This is a genomic window from Streptomyces sp. CA-111067, from assembly GCF_050956065.1.
Classification (GTDB): domain Bacteria; phylum Actinomycetota; class Actinomycetes; order Streptomycetales; family Streptomycetaceae; genus Actinacidiphila.
Genome location: NZ_CP192103.1, coordinates 2,727,706 through 2,748,851, shown reverse-complemented (window position 1 = coordinate 2,748,851; position 21,146 = coordinate 2,727,706). Strand labels below are relative to the sequence as shown.

At 71.9% G+C, this 21,146-nt stretch carries 20 protein-coding genes; 10 read left to right on the top strand and 10 right to left on the bottom strand.

Going from position 1 to position 21,146, the window contains the following annotated elements; genetic code table 11:
- Positions 1 to 2: 2 nt before the first annotated feature.
- From ACQPW6_RS11880 to ACQPW6_RS11870, 3 genes are read left to right on the top strand one after another with little or no spacing between them, the layout of a single operon-like run.
- Positions 3 to 1,286 (top strand): sensor histidine kinase, encoded by a 1,284-nt coding sequence (locus ACQPW6_RS11880; protein ID WP_433889550.1) that lies wholly within the window; start codon positions 3 to 5, stop codon positions 1,284 to 1,286.
- A complete protein-coding gene (locus tag ACQPW6_RS11875) occupies positions 1,283 to 1,975 on the top strand; it encodes a response regulator (RefSeq protein ID WP_433889549.1) in 693 nt (230 codons plus the stop codon). Before ACQPW6_RS11880 ends, ACQPW6_RS11875 begins: the two co-directional genes overlap by 4 nt.
- Before the next feature lie 7 nt (positions 1,976 to 1,982).
- Positions 1,983 to 2,876: a spermidine synthase gene (locus ACQPW6_RS11870; RefSeq protein WP_433889548.1), complete on the top strand. Its 894-nt coding sequence runs from the start codon at positions 1,983 to 1,985 to the stop codon at positions 2,874 to 2,876.
- A 15-nt stretch (positions 2,877 to 2,891) separates the two neighbouring features.
- Here ACQPW6_RS11870 and ACQPW6_RS11865 read toward each other — a convergent pair whose 3' ends face one another.
- Positions 2,892 to 3,470: a hypothetical protein gene (locus ACQPW6_RS11865; RefSeq protein WP_433889547.1), complete on the bottom strand. Its 579-nt coding sequence runs from the start codon at positions 3,468 to 3,470 to the stop codon at positions 2,892 to 2,894.
- A gap of 57 nt (positions 3,471 to 3,527) precedes the next feature.
- Here ACQPW6_RS11865 and ACQPW6_RS11860 point away from each other — a divergent pair, with 57 nt between their 5' ends.
- The 3 genes from ACQPW6_RS11860 to ACQPW6_RS11850 all read left to right on the top strand — a co-directional run bounded on the left by ACQPW6_RS11860 (position 3,528) and on the right by ACQPW6_RS11850 (position 7,511).
- On the top strand, positions 3,528 to 4,217 hold the full coding sequence (locus ACQPW6_RS11860; RefSeq protein WP_433889546.1) for a response regulator transcription factor: 690 nt from the start codon (positions 3,528 to 3,530) through the stop codon (positions 4,215 to 4,217).
- 40 nt (positions 4,218 to 4,257) lie between these two features.
- A complete protein-coding gene (locus tag ACQPW6_RS11855; protein ID WP_433889545.1) occupies positions 4,258 to 5,616 on the top strand; it encodes a sensor histidine kinase in 1,359 nt (452 codons plus the stop codon).
- 434 nt (positions 5,617 to 6,050) lie between these two features.
- Complete coding sequence (locus ACQPW6_RS11850; RefSeq protein WP_433889544.1) at positions 6,051 to 7,511, top strand: glycoside hydrolase family 18 protein; 1,461 nt, start codon at positions 6,051 to 6,053, stop codon at positions 7,509 to 7,511.
- Positions 7,512 to 7,655: 144 nt separating this feature from the next.
- Here ACQPW6_RS11850 and ACQPW6_RS11845 read toward each other — a convergent pair whose 3' ends face one another.
- The 4 genes from ACQPW6_RS11845 to ACQPW6_RS11830 all read right to left on the bottom strand — a co-directional run bounded on the left by ACQPW6_RS11845 (position 7,656) and on the right by ACQPW6_RS11830 (position 12,613).
- The gene (locus tag ACQPW6_RS11845) at positions 7,656 to 9,137 is read right to left on the bottom strand and encodes a glycoside hydrolase family 1 protein (RefSeq protein ID WP_433889543.1); all 1,482 of its coding nucleotides are present in this window, start codon (positions 9,135 to 9,137) and stop codon (positions 7,656 to 7,658) included.
- Between the two features lie 38 nt (positions 9,138 to 9,175).
- Entirely contained in the window at positions 9,176 to 10,090 is a 915-nt protein-coding gene (locus ACQPW6_RS11840) for a carbohydrate ABC transporter permease (RefSeq protein WP_433889542.1), read from the bottom strand.
- Between the two features lie 3 nt (positions 10,091 to 10,093).
- Positions 10,094 to 11,101, bottom strand: a complete 1,008-nt coding sequence (locus ACQPW6_RS11835; protein ID WP_433889541.1) for a carbohydrate ABC transporter permease — start codon at positions 11,099 to 11,101, stop codon at positions 10,094 to 10,096.
- A gap of 162 nt (positions 11,102 to 11,263) precedes the next feature.
- On the bottom strand, positions 11,264 to 12,613 hold the full coding sequence (locus ACQPW6_RS11830) for an ABC transporter substrate-binding protein (RefSeq protein ID WP_433889540.1): 1,350 nt from the start codon (positions 12,611 to 12,613) through the stop codon (positions 11,264 to 11,266).
- Positions 12,614 to 12,953: 340 nt separating this feature from the next.
- Here ACQPW6_RS11830 and ACQPW6_RS11825 point away from each other — a divergent pair, with 340 nt between their 5' ends.
- Entirely contained in the window at positions 12,954 to 13,988 is a 1,035-nt protein-coding gene (locus ACQPW6_RS11825; protein WP_433889539.1) for a LacI family DNA-binding transcriptional regulator, read from the top strand.
- Positions 13,989 to 14,342: 354 nt separating this feature from the next.
- On the opposite strand, the gene ACQPW6_RS11820 is transcribed toward ACQPW6_RS11825, so the two are convergent.
- A complete protein-coding gene (locus ACQPW6_RS11820) occupies positions 14,343 to 14,711 on the bottom strand; it encodes a DUF6086 family protein (RefSeq protein ID WP_433889538.1) in 369 nt (122 codons plus the stop codon).
- A gap of 533 nt (positions 14,712 to 15,244) precedes the next feature.
- On the opposite strand from ACQPW6_RS11820, the gene ACQPW6_RS11815 reads away from it, so the two are divergent.
- A complete protein-coding gene (locus ACQPW6_RS11815; RefSeq protein WP_433889537.1) occupies positions 15,245 to 16,126 on the top strand; it encodes an arylamine N-acetyltransferase family protein in 882 nt (293 codons plus the stop codon).
- On the opposite strand, the gene ACQPW6_RS11810 is transcribed toward ACQPW6_RS11815, so the two are convergent.
- Genes ACQPW6_RS11810 through ACQPW6_RS11800 form a run of 3 tightly spaced genes read right to left on the bottom strand, consistent with a single transcriptional unit; the run spans position 16,092 to position 17,355 of the window.
- The gene (locus tag ACQPW6_RS11810) at positions 16,092 to 16,547 is read right to left on the bottom strand and encodes an SRPBCC family protein (RefSeq protein ID WP_433889536.1); all 456 of its coding nucleotides are present in this window, start codon (positions 16,545 to 16,547) and stop codon (positions 16,092 to 16,094) included. The two genes, ACQPW6_RS11815 and ACQPW6_RS11810, sit on opposite strands and share 35 nt — an antisense overlap.
- A complete protein-coding gene (locus tag ACQPW6_RS11805; RefSeq protein WP_433889535.1) occupies positions 16,544 to 16,912 on the bottom strand; it encodes an ArsR/SmtB family transcription factor in 369 nt (122 codons plus the stop codon). The genes ACQPW6_RS11810 and ACQPW6_RS11805 overlap by 4 nt, the downstream gene beginning before the upstream one ends.
- On the bottom strand, positions 16,909 to 17,355 hold the full coding sequence (locus ACQPW6_RS11800) for an SRPBCC domain-containing protein (RefSeq protein WP_433889534.1): 447 nt from the start codon (positions 17,353 to 17,355) through the stop codon (positions 16,909 to 16,911). The genes ACQPW6_RS11805 and ACQPW6_RS11800 overlap by 4 nt, the downstream gene beginning before the upstream one ends.
- A 199-nt stretch (positions 17,356 to 17,554) precedes the next feature.
- Here ACQPW6_RS11800 and ACQPW6_RS11795 point away from each other — a divergent pair, with 199 nt between their 5' ends.
- Positions 17,555 to 17,944, top strand: coding sequence for a VOC family protein (locus ACQPW6_RS11795; RefSeq protein WP_433889533.1), 390 nt, complete (start codon positions 17,555 to 17,557; stop codon positions 17,942 to 17,944).
- A 1,063-nt stretch (positions 17,945 to 19,007) separates the two neighbouring features.
- Positions 19,008 to 20,396: a mercuric reductase gene (locus ACQPW6_RS11790; protein ID WP_433889532.1), complete on the top strand. Its 1,389-nt coding sequence runs from the start codon at positions 19,008 to 19,010 to the stop codon at positions 20,394 to 20,396.
- Positions 20,397 to 20,447: 51 nt separating this feature from the next.
- Here ACQPW6_RS11790 and ACQPW6_RS11785 read toward each other — a convergent pair whose 3' ends face one another.
- A complete protein-coding gene (locus ACQPW6_RS11785) occupies positions 20,448 to 21,068 on the bottom strand; it encodes a TetR/AcrR family transcriptional regulator (protein WP_433889531.1) in 621 nt (206 codons plus the stop codon).
- Between the last annotated feature and the right edge of the window lie 78 nt (positions 21,069 to 21,146).

Below are 21,146 nucleotides of genomic sequence, written 5' to 3'. Positions count from 1 at the left end.
CCATGACGAACCCGGAAAGCGGCGCCCCGCCATCACGCGGCACGTGGTGGCGGGAGGGCGCGATCACGGCGACGGCGTTCGCGCTCTGCCTGCTCGGCGGCGTGGTGCAGGTCGACAACACGGTGTCGGCGCCGCCCGCCGCCGCCTACCTCATCGCCGTGCTGACCTGCGTCGTGCTGCCGCTGCGGCACCGGGCACCACTGGCGGCCATGGCGGTCACCACCGCGGGCGGCGTGCTGGTGCAGCCGCTGGGGCTGCTGCTGAGCCCGCTCATCGAGGCCCCCGCCGTGATCACCGCCTACTCCTACTCGCTCACCGCCCGCACCGAACGGCGGGCGGTGGCCGCGGTGTCGCTCAGCGCCGCGGCGCTGCTGGTCGCCGCCACCCCCACCTCCGGCGGTCTGTCGTGGCAGGACGCCAGCAGGATGGGCTCGGTGGCGGCGTTCCCGCTGATGGCCGGCATCCTCGGCCACTCGGTGCGGAACCGGCGGGCCTACCTGGCGGCCGTGGAGGAGCGGGCCCGGCGGGCCGAGGAGAGCCGGGACAGCGAGGCGCGCCGCAGGGTGGCCGAGGAGCGGGTGCGGATCGCCCGGGAACTGCACGACCTCGTGGCCCACCAGATCACCCTGGCCAACGCGCAGGCCACGGTCGCCGCCCACCTCTTCGACGCGCGCCCGGAGCAGACCCGCAGGAGTCTGGACGAACTCGTCGAGACCACCGGCAACGCGCTCGACGAACTGCGGGCCACGGTCGGCCTGCTGCGCCAGTCAGGAGACGCGGCCGCGCCCGCGGAACCGGCGCCCGGCCTCTCCCGGCTCCCCACGCTCCTGGAGTCCTTCCGCCGCGCTGGCCTTGAGGTGTCCGTGCAGCAGGAGGGCCCGGCCAGGCCGCTGCCGCCGGGAGTGGACCTCACCGCGTACCGCATCGTCCAGGAGGCACTGACCAACGTGACCAAGCACGCCGGAACCGGCAGCGCCCGGGTGCGCCTGGCCTGGAGCCGCGACCGGGTGGACATCACCGTCGCCGACGACGGGGCGGGCGCCCGAAAGGCGCGGAGCGCATCGACGGGGCCGGGTGGGTCCGGCGGACCGGCCGCGTCCACCGGGCAGGACCGGCCGCCCGGCTACGGTCTGATCGGGATGCGTGAACGCGCCACCGCGGTCGGGGGGCAGCTCTCCGCGGCCAGCCGCCCCGAAGGCGGCTTCCTGGTCTCCACCCGGCTGCCCCTGCCGCCCGTCAGGGACACCGCACGGCGGGCCGAGGGAGAGGCAGGGGAGGCGTCATGACGCTGCGCGTGCTGCTCGCCGACGACCAGGCCCTGCTGCGCGGTGCCTTCCGGATGCTCCTCGACACCGCCGACGACATCACCGTGGTCGGCGAGGCGGCCGACGGCCGGGAGGCGGTGCGGCTCACCCGGGAGCTGCGCCCCGACGTGGTCGTCATGGACATCCGGATGCCCGAGGTGGACGGCCTCACCGCCACGGCCGAGATCTGCGCCGACCCGGAACTGCGCGCCAGCCGCATCCTGATCCTCACCACGTACGAGACCGACGAGTACGTGGCCCAGGCGCTGCGCGCGGGGGCCGGCGGCTTCATCGGCAAGGGCATCGGGGCCGACGCCCTGCTGGACGCCGTGCGGACGATCGCCGAAGGCGACACCCTTCTGTCGCCGGCCGCCACCCGCTCCCTGGTCGCGCGTTTCCTGGCCACACCGGACGGCGCCCCGTCGCACAGCCCCGAGCAGCTCGCCGTGCTCACCCCGCGCGAACGGGAGATGGTGGCGCTGGTCGCGACCGGACTGTCCAACCAGGAGATCGCCGAGCGGATGTTCCTCAGCCCGTTCACCGTCCGCGCCCACGTGCAGCGCGCCATGACGAAGCTGGACGCCCGCGACCGGGCGCAACTCGTCGTCATCGCCTACCGGACGGGCCTGGCCCGCGCCGCCCCCGGGAGCCCGGGCGCCGACCAGGGATAATCGCCCCATGGCGGGCAGACGCGGCAGCAAGGACGGCGGTCGGGACGGCGGCAAGGCGGGCGGGCGCGTCTCGTTCGCCGCGCAGGTGGCGGGCGGCACCGCGGAGCTCGTGCCGGACCGGGAACGGGCGCAGGGGTGGTCGCTGCTGCTCGACGGCGCTCCCCAGTCGCATGTCGACCTGGACGATCCGGCCCGGCTGGCGTTCGCCTACCAGCGGCGGCTGGGCCACGTCATCGACCTCGCCGCGCCCGCCGGGCGGCCGCTGCAGGCCGTCCACCTCGGCGGCGGCGCGCTGACCCTGGCCCGCTACCTCGCCTGCACGCGGCCCCGCTCCACCCAGCAGGTCGCCGAACTCGACACCGCGCTCACCGAGTTGGTCAGGACCCGGCTGCCCTGGGACCGCAACTGGCGGATCCGGGTGCGGCAGGGCGACGCCCGCGCGGTGCTGGCGAAGCTGCCGGACGGCTGGGCGGACCTGGTGATCACCGACGTGTTCGCCGGTGCCCGCACCCCAGCGCACCTCACGACCGCCGAGTTCCTCGCCGACGTCAAGCGGGTGCTGCGCCCGGACGGCAGCGGCGGCTACGCCGTCAACCTCACCGACGGCGGCTCGCTGGCCTTCCTGCGCGGCCAGATCGCCACCGCCCGGGCCGCGTTCGGCCAGGTGTGCGTGGCCGCCGACCCGGCGGTGCTGCGCGGCAAGCGGTTCGGCAACGCGATCCTCTATGCCGCCGACCACGAGCTGCCGGTCGCCGAACTGACCCGAAGGGTGGCCACGGACCCGCACCCCGGCCGGGTCGAACACGGCCGCACGCTCGGTGAGTTCGCGGGCGGCGCCGCCCCCGTCACGGACGCGACGGCGACCGCCTCACCCCCGCCGCCCGCCCGCACCTTCGACTGAACGGCCCCAGCCCGGCTAGTTCTCGAAGGCCTGCACGATCGGCGGATGCCCGTTCCAGGTGCAGAAGACCGAGGACGCCGAGGTGCCGTCGGCCGAGGTGAAGGTCACCCGCAGCCAGCCCTGCTCCGTCCAGACCTGCATCTGCCAGTCCTTGTCGGGGGTCGCGGAGACCAGCGAGGCGGAGTCGGCGCCCAGGTCGAGCACCACCCGGCCGCCCGCCAGGTCGTATCCGTGCACGTCACCGGTGTCGCCGCTGGCGGTCGCCGGGGCCCGCGGGGTGCCGGGCGGCGGCTTCGGCGGCGCGGCCGAGGTCGGCGGGGGAGCGGTGTGCGAGGGGGAGGCCGGGTGCGTCGGGGCGGCCGGTCCGCCGGAGGCCCGGCCGGTGGGCGAGGGCTCGGGCCGGTGCGTGGAGGAGGCGACCGGCGGCTGCGAGGCCGGCCCGCTGATCGGCAGCGCGCGCGGCGGATCGTAGGCGGTGCTGCGCAGCACCGAGTGCACCCCGAACCACGACAGCGTCACCGCGGCCGCCGTGGTGAGCATCCACGCGCCGGCGTGGAGCAGTCCGTGGAGCAGTCCTCTGGGCACCCGCGCCATACTGCCGCACCGCCCGCGCCCACCGGAACACCCGCCGGATGAGCTAGGTTGCGGCGCATGGCAAGTGTGCTCGTGGTCGAGGACGACCAGTTCGTGCGCTCCGCCCTGATCCGGCACCTCACCGAGGCCGCGCACACGGTCCGCAGCGTGGGCACGGCTCTTGAGGCGCTGCGCGAGGTCGCCCAGGTCGGTTTCGACGTGGTGATCCTGGACCTCGGCCTGCCCGATCTGGACGGCTCGGAGGCGCTGAAGATGCTGCGCGGGCTCAGCGACGTACCGGTGATCGTGGCGACCGCGCGGGACGACGAGGCCGAGGTGGTCAGGCTGCTCAACGCGGGCGCGGACGACTACCTGGTGAAACCTTTCTCTGTGGAGCACCTGTCGGCCCGCCTCTCCGCGGTGCTGCGCCGCGCGCACAGCCGGACCGCCGCGCCCGCCGCCGACGCGCTGATGCAGGTCGGCGGCCTGCGGATCGACGTACGCCGCAGGCTGGCCTCGCTCGACGGAGCCGCGCTCGACCTCACCCGGCGCGAGTTCGACCTGCTGGCCTTCCTGGCCGCCCGGCCCGGCGTGGTGGTCGGCCGCCGCGAACTGCTCGCGGAGGTCTGGCAGCAGTCCTACGGCGACGACCAGACGATCGACGTGCACCTGTCGTGGCTGCGCCGCAAGCTCGGCGAGACCGCGGCCAGGCCGCGCTACCTGCACACCCTGCGCGGAGTGGGTGTGAAGCTGGAGCCGCCGGTATGAGCCCTGGGCGCGCGGGTTCGGGGAAGGTCCGGGGCGCGCGATGAGATGGGCGCTGGTCCGGGTCTGCCTCGCGGTGACGGCGATGGTGGTGATCGCCTTCGCCGTGCCGCTCGGCCTGGTCGTCAAGGAGCTGGCCAGGGACCGCGCGCTGACCAACGCGGAACGGCAGGCCGCCGCGATAGCGCCCGCGCTGGCCATCACCACCGACCGCACCCAGCTGGAACGGGCGGTGGCCACCACCCAGGCCGGGGCTGAGTACCGGATCGCGCTGCGCATCCCGGCCACCGCGCACAGCCCGGCCGTGCGGATCGGCCGGCCCCGGGCGTCGGCCGCGGCCTTCGCCGCCGCCTCCACCCACGGCGAGGCCGCCACCGTACGGGTGCCCGGCGGGTACGCGCTGCTGCGGCCGACCGCCGTCAGCTCGGGGACGATCGCGGTCGCCGAGGTGTTCGTCCCCGACGGCGACGTCACCCGCGGGGTCGCCACCGCCTGGCTGGTACTCGCCGGAGTCGGACTCGCCCTGATCGTCGGCTCGGTGGCCGTCGCCGACCGGCTCGGCACCCGGATGATCCGCCCGGCCGCCCGGCTCGCCGGCGCCGCCCACCGGCTCGGCGAGGGCGACCTCGCGGTACGGGTGCCGGAGGCGGGCCCGCGCGAACTGCGGGCCGCGGCGGCGGCGTTCAACGCGATGGCCGACCAGGTCGTCCAACTGCTCGCGGGCGAACGGGAGCTGGCCGCCGACCTCTCGCACCGGCTGCGCACCCCGCTGACCGTGCTGCGGCTCAACACGGCCTCGCTCGGCGACAGTCCGGCCGCCGAGCACACCCGGGCGGCGGTCGCCCAACTGGAACGCGAGGTCGACCAGATCATCCGGGCTGCCCGCGAGCAGCGCGGCCAGGCGGCGGGCGCGGCCGGCTGCGACGCGGCGGAGGTGATCCGCGAACGGATGGCGTTCTGGTCGGCGCTGGCCGAGGACGAGGACCGCGAGGTGCGCACGGCCGGGGCGGACCGGCCGGTACGGGTGCCGGTCGCCCGCGCCGAGCTGACCGCGGCGCTGGACGCGATGCTCGGCAACGTCTTCCGGCACACGCCGGTCGGGACGGCGTTCGCGGTGGACATGCACAGTTCGGAGGAGGCGGTGATCGTGCTGGTCTCCGACGCGGGGCCGGGGGTGGCAGACCCGGCGGCGGCGGTCCGCCGCGGCCACGGCGACGGCGGCCACGGGTCGACGGGGCTCGGCCTGGACATCGTGCGGCGGGTGGCCGAGTCCACGGGCGGTGACGTGGCGATCGGCCGCAGCGTGCTCGGCGGCGCGGAGATCCGCGTCTGGCTGACCCGGTCTCGCGCCCCCGGCGAGGTGCTGCCCGGCGGCAGGGGCCACAAACGCCGCCGCGTCTGATCCCGCCACCCCCACAGCTGCGGTCCGCCGTGGCCGGTCGCGCAGTTCCCCGCGCCCCTATCGGGCCTGCACCCCGTCCGCCGCAGTTGCGGTCCGCTATGGCTGAGCGCGCAGTTCCCCGCGCCCCTTCGGGGACGCAACGCCGGGGGCGCCCCGTCAGGGGCGCGAGGAACTGCGCGAGCAAGCGGGGCGGGCCGTAACGATGGCCACCGGGGTTCTGGCCCCGAAGGGGCGCGAGGAACTGCGCGACCAGCCACGACGGGCCGCAACTGTGGGCACCCAGGGGCCGCCAGTCGCACGTTAAGGCGTCCATTCGCGATCCTTAAGCCCGGCATAAGAACCCGCACCCCCGTCCTGGACTGGGCTTTTGTCCGATCCGCGCCCGCTAGCGTGCTGCCGCGTACCCCTCCCCCCGAGTACGAGGCAGGCAGCTCATGGCATCAACTCACCGCCGCCGTCCCAGCCGTAAGGCGCAACTCATCGGCGGGGTCACCGCCGCGGCCGCCATAGCGGGCGGCGCGTTCGCCTTCGCGGGGTCGGCGAGTGCCGCGCCGGTCGGTGCCGCGTTCAGCAAGACCAGTGACTGGGGCGGCGGTTACACCGGGCAGTACGAGGTGACCAACGCCACCGGCAGCACGCTCGCCGGCTGGACGCTGAAGTTCGACCTTCCGGCGGGTACGACGATCAGCTCGCTGTGGAACGGCACCTTCAAGGTGTCCGGCCAGACCGTGACGGTGACACCGGCGAGCTGGAACGGCTCGATCGCCCCCGGCGGCCACGTCGACATCGGCTTCGTCGCCGACACCGGCACCTCAGCCGCCGGAACGTCCGCCGACCCGCTCAACTGCCTGATCAACGACGCCAAGTGCTCGGTCTCCGACGGACCCACGCCGACGCCCAGCGGCCACCCCACCCAGACCGCGACCCCCACCCAGAGCCCGACGCGGCCGCCGACCGAGCCGCCCACCTCGCCCGCGGCCCCGGGCAGCGGCTCCGCGGCCACCGGCGGCTTCGCGCCGTACGTGGACACCTCGCTCTACCCGGCCTACGACCTGGTGGGCGCCTCCAAGGCCAACGGCGTCAAGCAGTTCAACCTGGCCTTCGTCGTCTCCGGCGGCGGCTGCGTTCCCAAGTGGGGCGGCGTGACCGACCTCGGCAGCGACGCGGTCGCCGCGCAGATCGGCGCGCTGCGGGCGGCGGGCGGCGACGTCCGGGTCTCGTTCGGCGGCGCCAACGGCACCGAGCTGGCCTCGGCCTGCACCTCCGCCTCCGACCTGGCGGCCGCGTACGGCAAGGTGATCGACCAGTTCAAGCTGACCAAGGTGGACTTCGACGTCGAGGGCGGCGCGCTGCCGGACACCGCCGCCAACACCCGCCGCGCCCAGGCCATCGCCCAACTCCAGGGCAGCCACAGCGGACTCCAGGTCTCCTACACGCTGCCCGCGATGCCCACCGGGCTCACCCAGGACGGCATCGACCTGCTGTCGAACGCCAAGAGCAACGGCGTGGCCGTGGACGCGGTCAACATCATGGCGATGGACTACGGCGCCTCGTTGAGCGGCGACATGGGCCAGTACGCGATCGACGCGGCCACCGCCACCCAGGCCCAGGTCAAGAGCGTGCTCGGACTGTCCGACGCCGACGCGTGGGGCAAGATCGCGGTCACCCCGATGATCGGCGTGAACGACGTCAGCACCGAGAAGTTCACCGTCGCGGACGCCACCCAGCTCGCGGACTTCGCGAAGTCCAAGGGCCTCGCCTGGCTGTCGATGTGGTCCGCGACCCGCGACAAGCAGTGCGCGGGCGGCGCGCAGAGCTGGGCCGACGCCTCGTGCAGCTCGATCGTGCAGAGCGACGGCGACTTCTCGAAGGCGTTCAACACCTTCACCGGCTGAGCCCTGGCCCAGCCGGCCGCCGGTCGACAGAGCGGTCAACTCCCAGCTCCCCGCGGGTCGTTCCTCTTCCACCCCCACGGAAGAGGAGCGGCCCGCGCGCGGTGCGGACAGCACCCTCGGGCCGTCCGCACCGCACCCGTCCCCTCAAGGTCTCCCGTCCTCCGCCGGGAGATCCGGAAGGACGTTGTCCCGCGCCACCGACGCGTACCAGTGCGCGCTCTGCTTCGGGATCCGCCGCTGCGTGGAGAAGTCCACGTAGACCGCGCCGAACCGCTTGCTGTAGCCGTACGACCACTCGAAGTTGTCCATCAGCGACCACAGGAAGTAGCCGCGCACGTCGGCCCCTTCGGCCATCGCGCGGTGCACCGCCGCCAGGTGGCCGCGCAGGTAGGCGATCCGCTGCGGGTCGTTGACGGTGCCCTCGGGCGACAGGTAGTCGTCGTAGGCGGCGCCGTTCTCCGTCACCATGGTCGGAAGTCCCGGGTGCTCGCGGGCGATCCGGTGGATCAGGTCGTAGAGCCCGGTGGCGTCCACCGCCCAGCGCATCGCGGTGGTCTCGCCCGGCGGCAGGTGGAAGGCGACGTGCTCGGAGCCGGGCCAGGGGGAGTGGTCGCTCGCCCCGTGCCCGTCGTTGCGGTGCATCGCCGGCCCGTCGCTGTTCGCCCGGCCGTCCGAAACCAGCGTGGGCGTGTAGTAGTTGAGGCCGAGCAGGTCGATCGGACGGGAGATCTGGTCGAGATCGCCGTCCTTGACCAGCGCCTGCCAGTCCACCAGGTGTGCGGTGTCCTCCAGCAGGTCGGCGGGGTAGACGCCCTTCAGGATCGGGTCGAGGAACACCCGGTTGCCGACGGCGTCGATCCGGCGGGCCGCGTCCTGGTCGGCGGCCGACTGCGTGAGCGGCCGGATCTGGTGCAGATTGAGGGTGATCGAGGTCTGCGCGGTGGCGGGGAGGGCGGAGCGCAGCACCCCGATCGCCCGGCCATGGGCGAGGTTGAGGTGGTGTACGGCCTTGAGCGCCGACTCCGGCTCGGTCCTGCCGGGGGCGTGCACGCCCGAGCCGTAGCCGAGGAAGGCCGAGCACCAGGGCTCGTTGAGCGTCGTCCAGTACGGCACCCGGTCGCCGAGCGCGCCCGCGACGATCGCGGTGTACTCGGCGAACCGCTCGGCGGTGTCGCGCACCGTCCAGCCGCCGACGTCCTCCAGGTCCTGCGGCAGGTCCCAGTGGTAGAGGGTGGCGACCGGCGTGATGCCGTGCGCCAGCAGCTCGTCGGTGAGCTGCCGGTAGAAGTCCAGGCCGCGCTGCACGGCCGGGCCGCGCCCGGTCGGCTGCACCCGCGGCCAGGACACCGAGAACCGGTAGGCGCCCAGGCCCAGTTCGGACATCAGCGCGACGTCCTCACGGAACCGGTGGTAGTGGTCGGCCGCGATGTCACCCGTGTCCCCGTTGAGCACGCGGCCGGGGGTGTGGCTGAAGGTGTCCCAGATCGACGGGGTACGGCCGTCCTCGGCGGCGGCTCCCTCGATCTGGTAGGCGGCGGTGGCCGCACCCCAGACGAAGCCCGGGGGGAAGCGGAGCGAGGCCGGATTGTCGGAGAGCCGGGTGCTCTCGGATCGGACAGCTGTCATGGCGGGGACTCCAGGGGAATCAGGGGTCGTCGGGGGGATCAGTTCTTGACGGCGCCGGCGGTGATGCCGCCGACGATCTGCCGGCCGAGCACGGCGAAGACCAGCAGCAGCGGCAGCGTGGCGACCAGCGCCCCGCACACCACCACGGCGTGGTCGATGGTGTGGTCGCCGGACCCGAGGCCGGCCAACGCGACCTGGACGGTGGGGTTCTGCTGGTTGAGGGCGATGAACGGCCAGAAGAAGTCGTTCCACGACTGGACGAAGACCAGCATCCCGAGCACCGCCATCGCGGGCCGCGCGATCGGGAACACCACGTGCCAGATGATCCGCAGACTGCTCGCGCCGTCCACCCTGGCCGCCTCGATCAGCTCGATCGGCAGCGCCTCGGAGAGGAACTGCCGCATGAAGAACACCCCGAACGCGGCCACCAGCGACGGCAGGATCACCGACTGGATGTGCCCGACCCAGCCCACCTTGGTGATGATCTGGTAGAGCGGGATCACGGTGAGCTGCGGCGGGATGGTCATGGTGGCCACCACGATCGTCAGCAGCGCGTTCCGGCCGCGGAACTGCAGCTTGGCGAAGGCGAAGCCGGCCAGCGTGGCGAACATCACCGTGCTCAGCGCCACGAACCCGGCCACGATCGTGGAGTTGACCAGGGCCTTGGTCATGTCGACCTGGTCCCACACGATCTTGAGGTTGTCGATCAGATGGCTGCCGGGCAGCAGCGGCGTCGGCGGCGTGACGATCTCGGTGTCGGTGCGCGAGGCCGCGACCACCGTCCAGTACAGCGGGAACAGCGAGATCAGCGTCGCGACGATCAGGAAGATGTACGCGAACGGGCCACCGCTGCCCTGCTTGCCGGCGCCCGAACGCAGCCGCCGGCGGCGGGACTTGGGCTCCATGGCGGGCCTGGCGCCCGCGGGCGAGATCGGCTGGGTCAGTTGAGCCATCGGTCAGCCCCCAAGCTTCCGGCGGTTGTTCCGCATGACAAGCAGCTGGACGGCACCGACCGCCAGCAGGATCAGCAGCATCACCCAGGCCACGGCGGACGCCTGGCCGAGTTCGCCGACCTGCCAGCCCTTGTCGTACATGTAGAGGCTCAGCGTCTGGTACTGGTGGTCGGAGCCGCCGGAGATGCCGACGCCGCCACCGAAGATCAGCGGCTCACCGAACAGCTGGGTGGCCCCGATGGTCGAGACGATGATGGTGAAGAAGATGGTCGGCCGGATCGACGGGATCGTCACGCTGATGAACTGCCGCCAGCGCGAGGCCCCGTCCAGGGCCGCGGCCTCGTACAGATCGCCCGGCACCGCCTGCATCGCGGCCAGGTAGATCAGCGCGTTGTAGCCGGTCCAGCGCCAGGTCACGATCGACGAGATGGCTATCTGCGCGGGCCACTTGGAGGAGCTCCACTGCACGTCGCCGATGCCGACGTACCCGAGCAGCTGGTTGACGATCCCGTAGTCGGGGTTGAACAGCTGGACGAAGACCAGCGACGCCGCCGCGATGGAGGTCGCGTACGGCGCCAGGATCGCCACCCGGAAGAAACCGCGGGCGCGCAGCTTGTAGTTGAGCAGATGCGCCAGACCGAGCGCCATCATCAGCTGCGGCACCGTGGAGATCAGGCCGAGCGTGAAGGTGTTGCGCAGCGCGGTCCAGAAGAACGTGTTGTGCCACAGGCCGGTGTAGTTGTCGAAGCCGACCCACTTGCCGTGGGTGCCCAACTGGACCGAGTGCAGCGACAGCCAGCCGGTGTAGATCAGCGGGAACAGCCCGAAGGCGGCGAAGCAGAGGAAGAAGGGGGTGATGAACGCGTACGGCGACGCCTTGGTGTCCAGCCGGTAGAGCCTGGAGCGCCAGCCTTCCGGCCGGCCGGAGTCACCGCTGGAGCGGGGAGAATCGGGCGCGGTCCTGGGCGACGGCGGGCCGCCGTCGGACGTCGCCCTGACGGAGGTGGCCACGAGTGGCGTCCTTCCCGTAGGGATGGGGCAGAGGGTTCACGGGACCGGCGGAGACGGTCGGTCGGGGGATCGGGGCGGGTGGCCGCGGAGGGGGCCGGGGACGGGCCGCCCGGCAGATGGCAGAGGCACTGCCGGGCGGCCCGGGGGAGGAGCTCGGTACCGCTACTCGCCGACCTTGTCCTTGACCTGCTTCTGGATCTTGGACCAGGTGCTGTCCTTGGACGCGCCGCGCTGCTCCATGTTCAGCAGCCCGTTCTTGGTGATGGTGTCCTTCACCAGGCCGTCGTTCGGACCGATCGGGGCCGGCTTGATGTTCTTCGCGGTGTCCGTGAAGATCTTGCCGATCGGGGTGCCGGGGAAGTACGGGTTGGTGGTGTTCGCCACCGCCGGGTCGTCCAACCCGGCCGTGGTGGACGGGATGTTGCCGAACTTCTGGAAGACCTTGACCTGCTGGGCGGGCGCGGTCAGCCACTGCGCGAAGGCCGTCGCCTCGGCCACGTGCTTGCCGGACTTCGGGACCCCGAGGAAGGAACCGCCCCAGTTACCCGGCTGCGGCGGCGCGGCGATGTCCCACTTGCCCTGGTTGGACGGGCCGGAGTTGGTGGCCACCTGGCCGATCATCCAGCTCGGGCACGCCACGGTGGCGAACTTGTTGTTCTTGAACGCCGAGATCCAGGTGCTGTCGAACTGGTCCAGCTTGGCCGTCAGCTTGTCGGCGATGGCGTCGGTGGCCAGGTTCCAGGCGGTCTTCACGCCGGCGCTGGTGTCGTAGATCAGCTTGCCCGACGCGTCGGAGTACTGGTCGGTCTGGCTGGCCAGCGCCGCGTTGAACAGCCCGCTGGCGGAGTCGGTGAAGGACACCCCGGCCGGCGCGCTGGCCTGGAACTGCTTGCCGACGTTCACGAACTTCTGCCAGTCGCCGTTCCACAGCGCGGCCACCGAGTCGCGGTCGGAGGGCAGGCCGGCCGCCTTGAACATGTCCTTGCGGTAGCAGATCGCGGTCGGGCCGACGTCGGTTCCCACCCCGATGATCTTGCCGTCGGTGGTGGTCGCCTCCTTCTCCTTGTAGTCCGGCCAGTCACTGGCGTTGAAGCCCTTGACCGTCTTGAAGTCCACGAACTTCGACGCGAACTGCGGCTGCACCGCGTTGGCGACGAACCCGATCTCGATCGCCTGCACGTCGTCCAGACCGCTCTGCTGGTTCAGGTGCAGCTTGAGGGCGTTCCAGTACTGCGTACTGTCGGAGACGTTGTCCTCTTTGATCGTGATGTTCGGGTGCAGCTGGTGGTACTCGGCGAAGAGCTTCGCACCGGTCTTGTCGTCGTAGCCGAACGAACCGTAGTCCCCGATCCGGAGCGTGATCTTCTCGGTGGTGGAGGCGGCCTTGTTGCTGCCGCCGCCGCTGCCCGAGTCTTTGCTGTCGCTGCTGCAGCCGGTGATCAGGGTCGCGCAGGCTGCGAGGCCCGCGACCGCGATGACAGCGGCCTTGCGGGTTCTGCCGGAAGTGCGCATTCCACTCTCCTTGTCAGGGTGGGTCAGGCGTACGGGTGGTGCGGGTGATGCGGGTGCCCGGGGCGTTACCGAAACGCGTGCAGTGTGTACTGAGTGTGGGAGCGCTCCCACGTGGCTTGCCGGAACAGTCACGCCTCGGAGGGGTCAGTGTCAAGATGTGAAGTCGATTTCGTTGCCGGAACGTGTCCGGAGCGGACTCATGGTCATTTCTTGAACGGAAGCGGCCACCTGGGGCTTGTACTGTGGGAGCGCTCTCAAGGAGCGTCTCGGAGAGGAACCGGCCGGGCGCGGGCCGAGCGCTAAAGTGGCGCGACAGTAAGCACTGGAGGCGGAAGTGGCCATGAACGGTCGGCACAGCGGCAGGCCCACGCTGGAGGAGGTGGCCGTACGCGCCGGTGTGGGGCGCGGCACGGTCTCCCGGGTGATCAACGGGTCGCCCCGGGTCAGCGACCGGGCCAAGACCGCGGTCGAGGCGGCCATCGCCGAACTCGGCTACGTCCCCAACCGGGCGGCCCGCGCGCTGGCCGGCAACCGCACCGACGCGATCGCCCTGGTCATCCCCGAGCCCGAGACCCGGCTGTTCGCCGAACCGTACTTCTCCGACATCATCCGCGGCATCGGCGCCGAACTCGCCGACACCGACATGCAGTTGCTGCTCACGCTGATCCGCACGCCCAAGGAGCGCGCCAGGTTCGGCCAGTACCTGGCCGCGCACCGGGTGGACGGCGTCCTGCTGGTCTCCGTCCACGAGGACGACCCGCTGCCCGACCTGCTCGAACAGCTCGACATGCCCGCGGTGCTCAACGGCCGCCGCAGCGACCTCGAATCGGTCTCCTACGTCGACGCCGACAACGTCGGCGGCGCCCGCGCCGCCGTCGCCCACCTCATCGCCTGCGGGCGCCGCACGGTGGCCACGATCACCGGGCCGCCGGACATGTACGTGGCGCGCTGCCGGCTCGACGGCTACCGCCAGGCCGTCGAGGAGGCCGGCCTCGGCGGCGCGTCCGGCGCCGACGAGGAACTCATCGCCCGCGGCGACTTCGCCGAGGACGGCGGCCGCCGCGCCATGCGCGAACTCCTCGCCCGCCGCCCCGACATCGACGCGGTCTTCGCCGCGTCCGACCTGATGGCGGCCGGCGCGCGCCAGGTGCTGCGCGAGTCCGGCCGCGCGGTGCCTTCCGACGTGGCGCTCGTCGGTTTCGAGGACTCCGCGATCGCGCGGCACATGGACCCGCCGCTGACGAGTGTGCGGCAGCCGACGGAGGAGATGGGGAGGACGATGGCGCGCGTGCTTTTGGAGGAGATCGGGGAGCGGGGGGCTGTGCGGAGGCACGTTGTGCTTGCGACGGAGCTCGTGCGGCGCGATTCCGTCTAGCCGGTTCTTTCGGGCTCCGCCCGGGGTGGGTGGTGCGGTTTCGTTTCCGGGTGCGGCCCGGTTGCCTTCCGGTGTTTCCCACCGCCCCACCCGTGCGGGTGCGTCCTTGGGTGCACGTTTTCTGGTGGGTGGGGTCGGGGCCGGCCCGTGGCACCTCCTCGGATTTCCTCCGTGCGGGTTTGTTTTTCGGGTGCGCCGGCGTTTGTCGGAAATCCTGCGGGGGCACCCCGGTCCGTCCCCTCCCGGGCCGAGTGGCGGCTTGAGGCCGCGGGGTGGTGATCAGTGGTGCGGCGGGACAAGCGCCCACGGCGGCGAACTCCACCGGGGACTGGGCTCGGCCGGGGGAGGGGTTGGCTAGCGGGGCATGCTGAGGCTGAGTTCGTGGGCGGTGCGGCGGAGTCGGGCCGCCCAGGGGTCGCCTTCCGGGGGCCAGTCCAGCGTGATCCCGGCGCGTTGCGCGAGGACCAGAGCGGTGCCGGTGAAGTTTTCGGAAAGGGCCACGATGATGGGGTGGCTCTTTCTCTGGTGCCATGTCAGGAGGGCATTGACGAAGACCTCAAAGACGCTGAGTGTGATCTGGCACTCGTCGTTCTCCATCGGCCCGATGCCCGACGCGAGTTCCAACTCGGCTTCGAAGACTTCCACTTGACGCCGAAACAGCTGAGACACCCCGGTTGCCGGATTCCACAAGGTCTCGTCCCCGACATCGAAATACTGACTCACGCCCTGTCCCCCTTTTCGCTCCCCACCCCGTCTTTACCCTATCCCCGGTGGAGTTCGCCGCCACGGGCGCCCGTCCCGCCGCACGGTTTGGGGTTTGGGGTGCCAGCTCTCCCGGTGGAGTTCGCCGCCGTGGGCGCTTGCCCCGCTGCACCACCGATCACCCCTCGCGGCCTCAAGCCGCCATTCGGCCTGGGAGGGGACGGTCCGGGGTGCCCCCGCAGGGCTGTGAACGACATGGGGTTCACCAATTCGCCCCGGTGCCGTGATCAGTCCGAGGAGGTGCCCCGGGGCGGCCCCGACCCCACCCACCACAAGACGTGCACCCAAGGACGCACCCGCACGGGCGGGGCGGTGGGAAAAACGGCAGGCACGGCGCCCAGCCGGAGAAGGAAACGGGTCCGCCCACCGGGGGCGGAAAGCCCACCCGGTGGCAACCGGGAGCCGACCATAACCACCCCCCGTGAGCGCCGCCCGGCGCTAAGCCCCCGTACGCTCGCCACCACGCCTGACCGCCAAAGCCTGGAGGAGCCGACATGCCCGCAGACCCTGGCGACTTCGTCGCCTACCTCGACCGTCTCGGCCTCGCAAAGCGTCCGCTGCCGCCGACGTTCGGAACGCTCACCGAACTGCACCGCGCCCACGTCGAGCGCATCGCGTACGAGTGCCTCGACCACCACATCCCCCGCGCAACCCCCCTCGCCGCCCAGGATTCGATCACCCGCCTCGCCCGCGGCCGCGGAGGCTACTGCTTTCACCTGAACGGCGCCTTCGCCGCCCTCCTCACCCACCTCGGGTTCGCCGTCAGCTCGCACCGCGCCGCCGTCCGGCACTCCGGTGGCGGGCCGTTGGAAGCGGGCCATCATCTCGCCCTCACCGTCGATGTGGGCGGGGAGTTCTTCCTCGCCGACGTCGGGCTCGGCGACGGCATCTACGATCCGCTTCCGCTGCGGGAAGGCCCGCACAGGCAGGGGCCGTTCACCTACACACTGACGCGGACCTCCGCCGGGTGGCGGTTCACGCACGACCCGGGCGGCTCATTCGACAGCTTCGAGTTCGAGAGCGCCACCGCCTCGCTGCCGGAGGACTTCGCCGAGATCCACGAGTGGTTCGCCACGTCGCCCGAGTCCGGGTTCGTGCGGACGCTCACCGCGCAGCGGCGGGACGCCACGGGCGTGGACCTGCTGCACGGCTGCGTCCTTCGACGCGTGGACGCCGGTGGCAAGACGCGTCGTGAGATCGACACCTCCGAGGAGTGGTACGCCACCCTCGCCGGCGTCTTCGGGCTGGACCTGTCCGACCTCGACGCCGCCACCCGCGCACACCTGTGGACGAAGACCCGTGCGGCTCACGAGGCATGGCGTGCGGCGAAGCGCGCGGCGGTCACCACGGGTCGGGGAGGCCCGCTCCCGTCGTGATCAGGCTGCGCAGGCTGCCGTTGACATAGTGCAGCCAGGCCGTGGAGCACGCGCCGAAGCACTCGACGGCCGGCAGCAGGCCGGCGTGGGTGAACCGCAGTTCCGTGCCGGTATCGGTGGGGGTGACGTCGAAGACGATGTCGGTTCCGGTCCACTCCGCGGGCTCCGAGGCGAAGGACAGGTCGCTCTCGGTGACCCGCCAGACCACCCGGCGGTCCGGCTCGAGTGCGGCCACCCGCTGGCGGCTGTAGTGCTGCGGGGGATGCCGGTAGCTGAACTCGGCGCCCAACTCGTCGGCGCGGCCGTCTATTTGCCCGGTCCACCAGGCGCCGACGTTCAGGACGGCGGCGAAGACCTGCGCCGGCGACTGCGCGACCGTGTACGACGTCGAGTAGCCGAGTTCGTGATCGACCGTTGTCATGAGTGATCGTCTCCTTCGTTCGTGTCCATTGCCGTGGCCGACTGCTGGATGCGCTCGGCGATCCGCTTGATCCGCTGCAGCCGGGCATCCCAGGTCGCGCCGAGCGTCGCCAACTGGGCTACCGCGCGGGCGAGTTGTGCCTCGTCCACCTCGTACCGGCGCTCCCGTCCGACCGGCGCCACCCGCACCAGGCCGACCCGGTCCAGGACGCCGAGGTGCTTGGCGACCGCCTGCCGGGTGACGGGCAGCCGCTCGCTCAGCGTGGTCGCCGTACCCCCTCCGTCGGCGAGCAGCAGGTCGAGGATCCGCCGGCGGGTCGGGTCGCCGACCGCTGACCAGAGGTCGTCGTCGATCGCGGCGCTCACGACCGCGCGTCCAACGTGCCGGCGTACGTGACGAGTTGCGGCAGGAAGAGGTCCACCCATCCCCGTACGTGGTCGAGGTACGCCTCCTCCAGCACGGCGGCCTCCCACCCGCGCTCGCGAAAGCCGGTCTCCTTGAACCGCAGCAGCGTGCCCCCGGCGGACGGAACGAGCTCGAAGACCACCAGGAACGAGTTCGCCTCGGTGGCCGGCCCCTCGTCGTGCCCCCAGCGGAACACGAACCGCCGCGGCGGATCCGCGTCCACGACGGTGAGCGGGACGACCGAGCCGCCGAACGTGATCGCCCCGCTGCCGCCGGGCACCGGATCGAGCTCGGCGTCGTCGGGCCACCACTCCCGCAGGTGCTCGGGCGAGCTGATCACCTCGTAGACCACCTCGGGGGCGGCGTCGATGTGCAGCTCCCGCTCGATGCTTCCGTACTCCATCGGGTCCTCCTGATGCGCAACCAACGGTTGCATATCAGCGTAGGCGGGTCTTTTCTTTGACGCAACCTTTCATTGCGCGACTCGCGGATTGGCAACGCGGACCCGGCCGCATAGGGTCGCTGGCGCGGCATCGCGTGTCGGTCACCGGCTGGGTGAGGCATGGAGGTGGCCGCGAGGTGCCTTACGGAGGCATTCGCAGATGTCAGTCGAGTTGAACCACACGATCGTCCATGCCCGGGACAACCGGGAGTCCGCCGAGTTCCTCGCGGGGATCCTGGATCTCAAGGTCGGGCCCGAGTGGGGCCCGTTCGTCCCCGTCGCCACCAGCAACGGCGTGACGCTGGACTTCGCCAGTGTCCCGGTCGAGTCGATCACGCCGCAGCACTACGCTTTTCTGATCTCCGACGAGGAGTTCGACGCGGCGTTCGCCCGGATCCGGCAGGCCGGGGTGGCGTACTACGCCGATCCCCAGATGAAGCAGCCGGGGGAGATCAACCGGCACCACGGGGGGCGTGGGGTTTATTTTCTGGATCCGGCGGGGCATGGGATGGAGATCATTACTCGGCCGTACGGGAGCCACTCTCAGTAGTCGCCGGGTCGGTTTCCGCCCCGGCGGGCGGAGCCGTGGCGTTCCCGGGCTCTGCCCGTGCCCCGGGTTTCCGGGTGGGCGGGGGCGCGGCACCGCCGGCCGCGGGGTGGGCGGGGGTAGTTGGGGTCCACCGGCCCCCGGCGGTCGGTTCCGTTGCTTTCCCGGCGTGCGGCGCCGTGCCTGCCGTTTTTCCCACCCCGCCCGCCCGTGCAGGTGCGTCCTTAGGTGCGGGTCTTGTGGTGGGTGGGGGTCGGTGCCGGTCCGTGGCACCTCCTCGGATTCCCTCCGTGCGGGACTCATTTTGTCTGCAGTCCGCATTGTCGGAAATCCTGCGGGGGCACCCCGGCCCGTCCCCTCCCGGGCCGGACGGCGGCTTTGAGGCCGCGGGTGGTGATCGGTGGGGGTGGCTGTTCGTTGTCGGCTTGCGGCCACCGATGGCCCGCACCCGGGCAGATCCCTGCACGCAGCCCACGACCCGGCCGCAAGCCGCCAACCCGGGGCCCAGGGGGACGGGCAGGGGGCGCAATGCCCCATCAGTGACCGCAAGCCGACAACAAACCCCCGCCACCCACCGATCACCCCCCGCGGCCTCAAGCCGCCGACGGACCTGGGAGGGGACGGTCCGGGGTGCCCCCGCAGGGCTGTGAACGACATGGGGCCAACAATTCGCCCCGGTGCCGTGATCAGCCCGAGGAGGTGCCCCGGGCCGGCACCGACCCCACCCACCACAAGACCCGCACCTAAGGACGCACCTGCACGGGTGGTGCGGGTGGGAAAAACGGCAGCCACGGCGCCCAGCCGTGAAAACGAACCGCACCGCCCACCGGGGCGGAGCCCTCACCCGGTGGTAGCCGGGAGCGATCCACCGCCTCCCCCACCCACCCCGCGGAACCACCGCCTCCCCCACCCACCCCGAGACCGGGCACGGGCAGAGCCCGGAAACGTAACCGCACCACCCACCGGGGCGGAGCCGCCGCCTCCCCCGCCCACCCCGGGAAGGCACGGGCGCGCCCGGTGGAGCGGGGACCTCGGGGGCGAGGAGAGTGGGGGCTACGATCCCCCCGTGGAAGACGACACCTACGACGCGATCCTCATCGGTACAAGCCAAGGCGGCCGACTCCTCCCCGCCGAACTCGCCCGCTCCGGCAGGAGAGTCGCCCTGGTCGAGCGCGGGCCCCTCGGCGGCGTCTGCGTCAACACCGGCTGCACCCCGACCAAGACGATGGTCGCGAGCGCCCGCCTGGCGCATCAGGCGCGGCGCAGCGCCGAGTACGGCGTCAACACCGGCCCGGTGTCCGTCGATCTCGCCGCCGTCCGGGACCGCAAGCGCGCGATGGTCTCCGGCGCGCGGGAGAACTACGCGAGCCGCCTCGCGCAGGACGGGCTCGACCTGATCGAGGGGGAGGCCCGCTTCACCGGGCCGAAGAGCGTCGAGGTCGCCCTCGCGGGCGGCGGAACCCGCGCGCTCACCGCGCCGGTGATCGTCCTCGACACGGGCACCAGGCCCCGCCCCCTGGCCATCAGCGGAGCGCAGACCGTTCCGGTCCTGGACTCGACCTCGATCATGGAGCTCGACGAGCTCCCCGAGCACCTGATCGTCCTCGGCGGCGGCTACATCGGCCTGGAGTTCGGGCAGATGTTCCGCCGGTTCGGCAGCGAGGTCACCATCGTCCAGAACGGCCCGCGGCTGCTGATGATCGAGGACGAGGACGTCTCCGACGAGGTCGCCGCCATCCTGCGCGACGACGGGATCACGGTGCTGACGTCGGCGACGGCGGACCGGGTCGAGGACGCGGGCGGCGGCCGGGTGCGGCTGGCGGTCCGCACGCCGGACGGTGAGCGGCAGATCGAGGGTTCCCATCTGCTGTCGGCGATCGGCCGTGTCCCCAACACCGAGGCGCTCGCGCCCGAGGCGGCCGGGATCCGGCTGCGCGAGAACGGGTTCATCGAGGTCGACGAGTACCTGGAGACGACCGCCCCCGGCGTCTACGCCATGGGGGACGTGACGGGGTTCCCGGCCTTCACCCACTCGTCGTTCGACGACTACCGGATCCTGCACGCCAACCTGCTCGGCGGCACGAAGGCGAGCACGCGGGACAGGATCGTCCCGTACACCGTGTTCATCGACCCGCAGCTCGGCCGGGTCGGGCTGTCGGAGCGGCAGGCGCGGGAGCAGAACCGGGCGGTGCGGGTGGCGAAGCTGCCGATGAACGCGGTGATCCGGGCGCTCGAGACCGGTGAGACACGCGGCTTCATGAAGGCCGTCATCGACGCGGACACCGGGCAGATCCTCGGGGCCGCCGTGCTCGGTCTGGAGGGCGGCGAGGTCATGTCGATCATCCAGGTCGCGATGCTGGGCAAGCTCCCGTACACCGCCATGGCGAACGCCATCTTCGCGCACCCGCTGCTGGCGGAGGGCCTCAACACCCTCTTCATGTCGTTCGACGCCTGAGCCGGTCAGCCGCGGCCCGGCCGCCGTGAACGTATCGCGGTCCGGGCCCGGCTAGCGGGGCTTGGGGGGCGCGGCACCGCCCAGCGCGCGCCAGACCAGGGCCGCGGACCGCCACGGCCAGTCCCGGGGCACCGCGTCGCCGGCGAGCGCGCGCCCGTACCAGGAACCCGTGCACATCGTGAGCGCCACTTCGAGGTCCGCCTCGGGGTCCAACACCCCGAGTGCGACGCCCCGTTCGAGGATGACCCGCAGCCGCGCGCGGCGCGGCGCGATCACCCGGGCCTGGTAGCGGGCCCGTACCTCCGCGTCGGTGGTGTCCTGGAGCATCGTCCCGACCAGCGACAGCCGGCCCTTGTGCGAGACCCCGCGCTGGAAGTCGGTCAGCTCGGCGACCAGGTCGGTGAACGGGTCGGCGCCCTCCCCGCCGGGGACGTCCTCCGTCAGCGCGCCGGCCGGCGCCCCCGCCTCCGACAGCTCGGCGACCACTGCGGCGGCCAGCTCCGCCTTGTTGTGCCACCGGCGGTAGAGCGCCTGCCGGGTGGTGCCGGCCTCCTCCGCGACGGCCGCGAGCGACATCGCCTGGTAGCCGTGCAGGGCCAGATGGCGAGCGGCGGCGCCGAGCACTCGCCGATCGATCGCTGGATCCCGTACCCGTCCGGCCCTGTTCGCCACCGGCAAACGATATCGCGTTATCAGTCATATCGGACGTTCATCGATTACAATACACATCTGTATTGGATTGAAGTAGCC

Excerpts from the sequence above, each read along its gene's own strand:
- ACQPW6_RS11815 (WP_433889537.1), top strand. The coding sequence starts at position 15,245 with ATGCCCGCAGACCCTGGCGACTTCGTCGCCTACCTCGACCGTCTCGGC.
- ACQPW6_RS11830 (WP_433889540.1), bottom strand. The coding sequence starts at position 12,613 with ATGCGCACTTCCGGCAGAACCCGCAAGGCCGCTGTCATCGCGGTCGCG.
- ACQPW6_RS11850 (WP_433889544.1), top strand. The coding sequence starts at position 6,051 with ATGGCATCAACTCACCGCCGCCGTCCCAGCCGTAAGGCGCAACTCATC.
- ACQPW6_RS11840 (WP_433889542.1), bottom strand. The coding sequence starts at position 10,090 with ATGGCTCAACTGACCCAGCCGATCTCGCCCGCGGGCGCCAGGCCCGCC.
- ACQPW6_RS11845 (WP_433889543.1), bottom strand. The coding sequence starts at position 9,137 with ATGACAGCTGTCCGATCCGAGAGCACCCGGCTCTCCGACAATCCGGCC.
- ACQPW6_RS11870 (WP_433889548.1), top strand. The coding sequence starts at position 1,983 with ATGGCGGGCAGACGCGGCAGCAAGGACGGCGGTCGGGACGGCGGCAAG.
- ACQPW6_RS11855 (WP_433889545.1), top strand. The coding sequence starts at position 4,258 with ATGAGATGGGCGCTGGTCCGGGTCTGCCTCGCGGTGACGGCGATGGTG.
- ACQPW6_RS11800 (WP_433889534.1), bottom strand. The coding sequence starts at position 17,355 with ATGGAGTACGGAAGCATCGAGCGGGAGCTGCACATCGACGCCGCCCCC.
- ACQPW6_RS11810 (WP_433889536.1), bottom strand. The coding sequence starts at position 16,547 with ATGACAACGGTCGATCACGAACTCGGCTACTCGACGTCGTACACGGTC.
- ACQPW6_RS11825 (WP_433889539.1), top strand. The coding sequence starts at position 12,954 with ATGAACGGTCGGCACAGCGGCAGGCCCACGCTGGAGGAGGTGGCCGTA.
- ACQPW6_RS11860 (WP_433889546.1), top strand. The coding sequence starts at position 3,528 with ATGGCAAGTGTGCTCGTGGTCGAGGACGACCAGTTCGTGCGCTCCGCC.
- ACQPW6_RS11795 (WP_433889533.1), top strand. The coding sequence starts at position 17,555 with ATGTCAGTCGAGTTGAACCACACGATCGTCCATGCCCGGGACAACCGG.
- ACQPW6_RS11865 (WP_433889547.1), bottom strand. The coding sequence starts at position 3,470 with ATGGCGCGGGTGCCCAGAGGACTGCTCCACGGACTGCTCCACGCCGGC.
- ACQPW6_RS11880 (WP_433889550.1), top strand. The coding sequence starts at position 3 with ATGACGAACCCGGAAAGCGGCGCCCCGCCATCACGCGGCACGTGGTGG.
- ACQPW6_RS11875 (WP_433889549.1), top strand. The coding sequence starts at position 1,283 with ATGACGCTGCGCGTGCTGCTCGCCGACGACCAGGCCCTGCTGCGCGGT.